Raw genomic sequence first — 4,895 nt, 5'->3', positions numbered from 1 at the left:
GAAAAGTTTCAATTTAGCGACACAGTAAGCAAAAGCCAATTAATTGAATAAATTTAAGAAAAAAGTCAATATAATTGGCTTTTTGCGGAATAGAAAGACGAAACTTCAAAATTTAGCCTTAACCCGCCATTGCGCCAAACCCTTGTTAGCTGCTGCCAAATGTCACATCGAATATAATGTTTTCAAAAATGTCCCATAACATCCGATGTCAATCAACTCGTCTTTGTCAGAATTTATTGCAAGTCCGAACATTTTAGTTTCTTCGTCAAAATAAATTTTGTAACCTCTTTTGTCTTCATTTTCCTCAAGCACAGTCCATAATTCGTAAACGTCAGTAGAGTAATTAGAATTTTTATAATTCTGTTTTGTAGGCTCAATTAAACACTTTGTTAAGTCAAGTCCAAATACATTGTTTATATCAGGTTCGGATATTATTTCACTATCAATTATGTCTCTAATCTCCTCGGCCGTCATTCTGAGATTTTTAAATGTTTGATAAGAATGTCTTCAACTTCTTCAGCAGATAAATTATCAAAGTCACCTGCGGGTGTATATGGAAAGTCTTCTGTTGTCGGTGGGTTTTCCAGCGAAACAAAAAACACATTGTCAGTTCTTCCGTTGTCAGTAATGTAAACTGTATATTTTTTTGTTTTGTCTGAAAGTCCAATTGCTGTATTGTCAGCGTCCCAATAGTCCGTTACGAGAATATTTTCTGAACCGTACTTTTCTAAAAGATGCTCTGTCAATTGCTTTATTTGTTTAGTCTTTTGTTCCAACTTCTAAATTCTTTTTATTAGGTTGTCGTCTTTATTGGTTGCAGCTAACGAGCCGAGTATTTGCGAAGAACGGGAGAGAAATTGAGCGAAAGCTCAAGTTCGTCCGTTCAAGCAAATTGCGCTGCCTCTAAAACTAAATTAGTTTATTGTATTAAGAAAAGCAATTTTGCGAGCGGAAAAATATAGGCTGAAAGTTTACTTTCAGACCGTTTTTCGCGAAATACTTTGTTGTACGCAGTATTATTTTTTTATAATTATCTTATTTATTTCTGCAGGATTCCATTCTTCAAAACCTTCAATATTTGTATTTAAATAATTGAATAAAATAATAGAATCATTACGTTTTATAAAACATCTGTTAGAATTCTCTAATTTGTAAATTTTATCACCAACCTTGGCATTTTCATATAATTCATTAGTAGGTAAAATTACATTTATTGAATCGTCAATCTTAACCTTTTCAATAACTGTATTTTCAGGTAAATCAATTTTATTAAAGTTAGTAGATAAGTATAATTTATGAGAACGATGGGAGTTTTTATATACAACAAAATATTCACCTTGTTCTTTTAATTCGTTTCTTATTGAATTTTCAGCATTAGGATTTATGTAAAATTTTTGCAGTATCACAAAAAATGTAATTACTAAAATAATTATACTTAAAATCAATTTTTTATGCTTCATTTTTGGAGATATTGCGTACAACGTTTCGGGGCTTGGCGTCAGTGGCGGAAATTGAAGGGAAAAGTTTCAATTTAGTGACACGGTAAGCAAAAGCCAATTAATTGAATAAATTTAAGAAAAAAGTCAATATAATTGGCTTTTTGCGGAATAGAAAGCCGAAACTTTAATTTTAGCCTTAACCCGCCATTGCGCCAAACCCTTGTTAGCTGTAGTTATTGTTGATATACATTTTTAGAAATTTTATTAATGATATCAATATATTTTTCATCAATATTTCTACATTGAAAATTGATTGAAATTTTGAATTTATCATCAACATTTACTCCTTTAATAATTGGTTCAAATTCAGGGTCATCACTAAACATTTCAAATAAGCATTTCATTTCTTTGTTATTTAGTAATTTTTTTAAATATTGATTTTTTGAAGTTATTTTAAAAGATGAATTTCCTTTTAATAGGTTTATAAAATAACTAGATTTTTCAATGTGAAAATCACTTAGACTTTTGTTTTTTAAAATAATTTCGGATTTTACAATTATTCTTGACGTTAAACTGTCATTATTATTTATGAAGTTAGTTTTAGAAAATTCCGATTGCCTAAATTCAAAATTATGAAATATATCAATCTCGTTTTTTTCTTCTAAAAGCTGTATTTCTATCAATGGAAAATAGGCATTAGAATTATACCATTTACTTTCCTTTCTTTTAAAGTTAATAGAATTTTCAACTAAGTAATTTTCAAGTTTATCGGTCATAAATAATTACAGCTAACGAGCCGAGTATTTGCGAAGAACGGGAGAGAATTTGAGCGAAAGCTCAATTTCGTCCGTTCAAGCAAATTGCTTGGCTAAAACTAAATTAATTGAAAGTTTTAAGAAAAGCAATTTTGCGAGTGGAAAATTATGACAAAAAAGTTAGCTTTCAGCCCGTTTTTTTGCAAATAGTATGTTAACTGTAGTTTTTATTTAAAGTTTTCATTTATTTCTGCATCATTAAATTTTCTAATAAAATAATATTTCATTCCATTTTTTTCCATAAATGTAAATAGATTAGGAATTATATCTCCTTTGATTGTATCATATTTAGAAGAAAATGAAATCATTAAAGGAATACCATTATCGTTTATTATCTCTTTTTTATATTTATTTAATATATCAGAAATTTGATTAGTATTAATTTTTTTTGAAAAAGGAATTTGTTTTGAATTTTCAATAATATAATTTATTGAATCTTTTTTGGACATTTCTTGATAATTTCCCATGCCGCCGCATGTAAATTTATGCTCCAAAGAATTTATATAAAAATATGTAATAGATGTATCTAAAATCATAAAATGTATATTACCAATATTATATTTTAAATTAAGTCTTTTATCGATAGGCTCAGGCATAGGAATATCATATTCCTCAGATTCATTTTTAGAAAAAAAAGCAGTATCATTATTTACTAAAGCTTCAACAAATTTATCATTTTTTTCATTGAATATAGAAATAACAAACTCGTTATGTTTAATATTTTTATTATCTGTTTTTTTACAATTAATAAATATTAATATAGTTATAACACAGATAAAATATTTCATAAGGATTTTTAAAAATTACAGTTAACGTTTGGCAGATTTGCGATGGGCGGGATTTTCAACACAAATGTTCATTCGGAGAACTGCACTTTCCTTAACCACAAAACTGTGGGCGGAGTGCCAAACCCCGCCTATTGCAAATGTGCTGTTATGCGATGTTTTTATTTCCATAGTCATGCCGATGTTACAAATGAACAAAGTATTCCGCAAAATACTAAGTTGATAATTAAAGGGAAATATATTTTTGTCTTGTCGTTGCTTGTCGTCATTTTGATGTAACAAAAAAGCAAAGAAATCGGAACAGTGAAAAGGGCAAGCCAACTCAACCAAACTGAAAAAAAGAATAGTCCAGATAATACCGTTGTTGTCCAAATTATCGGTGTTGCATATTTTGTCAATGTAGATTTATAGAAATATACAACCAATCCAATTCCTAAACTCCAGCAAGACAAGATTGAAAGCAGTATGTATGAAGAAAGTTTATTATCTGTATTTTTTGTCAAAGCCCAAAAGCCTGCAATTAAAGTCAGAAGGATAGAAATTGATAAAAGCCCGTTCAACTTTGCTTTGAATAAGCCATCACCTACAATCATATGCAAGTCGCCAGTATTCCAGTTCCAAAATCTTAATGACCTGTCACCTGAAGCACTGATTAGTTGGTTTTTGCTATTAAATGAAAAATCGTCTACTGAACTTAAATTGTGTCCTTGAAGCGTTCGTATTAAAAGTTTTTTTTGCCAGTCCCATATTTCAATGTCGCCACCCCAAATTCCTGCGACTAAATATTGTCCATCTGGTGTAAATTTAAAAGTGCTTACTTCACAAACGGAATTCTCTTTTTTTATATCAAGAGTTGATAATACTGAATTTGAGTTTAAATCTATAAAAGTGAAAACACTATCCTTAATAGCAATAATATTTTTTTGAGGATTGAAAACTGGTGAGCCACAAAAGTGTCCAACTACTTTTATTACTGACAATGATTTTAAATCGAAAAGTATTAATGAACAGGAACTGTCTATGTAAGCTAAAACATCTTGATTATTAATTGAAAAGTTAGTGTGCTTAATGTTAAGTTCTTTTACGACTTTATTGTTCGTCCAGTCCCAAATAAGCATTTTGTCGTCATAGCCCGCACTAATGATGTATTTGTCTGCGTTGCTGAATTCAACTTTGTTTACTCCTTTACTGTGTCCGTTTAGTGTGTTAATTGTCTTCTTGTCTGAAGATGACCATACTTTAATCGACTTGTCAATACTCCCGCTTGCAATTTGTTGTCCGCTATGAGAAAAAGCGACTGTTTTAATAGCGTCAGTGTGTCCAACCAACCTGTCTGTACACTTTCGTTTATTCCAAAGCAATAATTCGTTTTCACTTGCACTTACAACGATGTCTTGCTTGTTAATGTCAACGGAGTAAACCCAAGATTTGTGTTTTTCAAACTGTCCAGTTATAGATGCATAGAACATATACCCAATTGTCAAAATGATAATTGAGGTTAAAAAAAGAGATATTTTGTCGTTAACGCTGGTTGTCATAAAATATCGCATAACGAGCCGGGTATTTTGCGAAGAACGGGAGAAAATTGAACGCAGTTCAATTCGTCACGAACTGAGCAAATTGCTCTATTGTTTGATAAATTTATGAAATAAATTGAAACAAAGGCAATTTTGCGTTGAGAAAAACATAGGCTGAAAGTTTACTTTCAGACCGTTTTTCGCAAATACCATGTTACACGTAGTTTTACTTTTTAGTTAGCGTTAACGATATTTTATCGCTAAAAATTAATAGAATTAAAGCTAAAAGTGATGTAATTCCACTTCCTAAAAAAATGTATGTCAAACTTTGTTGATAAG

Annotated in this window: 6 protein-coding genes; all 6 read right to left on the bottom strand. The window is 30.1% G+C overall.

Annotated features, from left to right (window positions below; translation table 11 throughout):
* Positions 1 to 162: 162 nt before the first annotated feature.
* On the bottom strand, positions 163 to 474 hold the full coding sequence (locus IM532_RS13295; RefSeq protein WP_194183987.1) for a hypothetical protein: 312 nt from the start codon (positions 472 to 474) through the stop codon (positions 163 to 165).
* Positions 471 to 776: a hypothetical protein gene (locus IM532_RS13290; protein WP_121935759.1), complete on the bottom strand. Its 306-nt coding sequence runs from the start codon at positions 774 to 776 to the stop codon at positions 471 to 473. Before IM532_RS13290 ends, IM532_RS13295 begins: the two co-directional genes overlap by 4 nt.
* A gap of 240 nt (positions 777 to 1,016) precedes the next feature.
* A complete protein-coding gene (locus IM532_RS13285; protein ID WP_194183986.1) occupies positions 1,017 to 1,460 on the bottom strand; it encodes a hypothetical protein in 444 nt (147 codons plus the stop codon).
* Positions 1,461 to 1,672: 212 nt separating this feature from the next.
* On the bottom strand, positions 1,673 to 2,215 hold the full coding sequence (locus IM532_RS13280; RefSeq protein ID WP_194183985.1) for a hypothetical protein: 543 nt from the start codon (positions 2,213 to 2,215) through the stop codon (positions 1,673 to 1,675).
* Between the two features lie 206 nt (positions 2,216 to 2,421).
* A complete protein-coding gene (locus IM532_RS13275; protein ID WP_194183984.1) occupies positions 2,422 to 3,042 on the bottom strand; it encodes a hypothetical protein in 621 nt (206 codons plus the stop codon).
* Positions 3,043 to 3,212: 170 nt separating this feature from the next.
* On the bottom strand, positions 3,213 to 4,589 hold the full coding sequence (locus IM532_RS13270) for a WD40 repeat domain-containing protein (protein WP_194183983.1): 1,377 nt from the start codon (positions 4,587 to 4,589) through the stop codon (positions 3,213 to 3,215).
* Positions 4,590 to 4,895: the final 306 nt, after the last annotated feature.

Origin of the sequence: Faecalibacter rhinopitheci (assembly GCF_015234135.1) — a bacterium.
Classification (GTDB): Bacteria; Bacteroidota; Bacteroidia; order Flavobacteriales; family Weeksellaceae; genus Empedobacter; species Empedobacter rhinopitheci.
The sequence above is the reverse complement of the archived record's forward strand: the minus strand, read 5'-3'. Positions and strand labels throughout refer to the sequence as shown.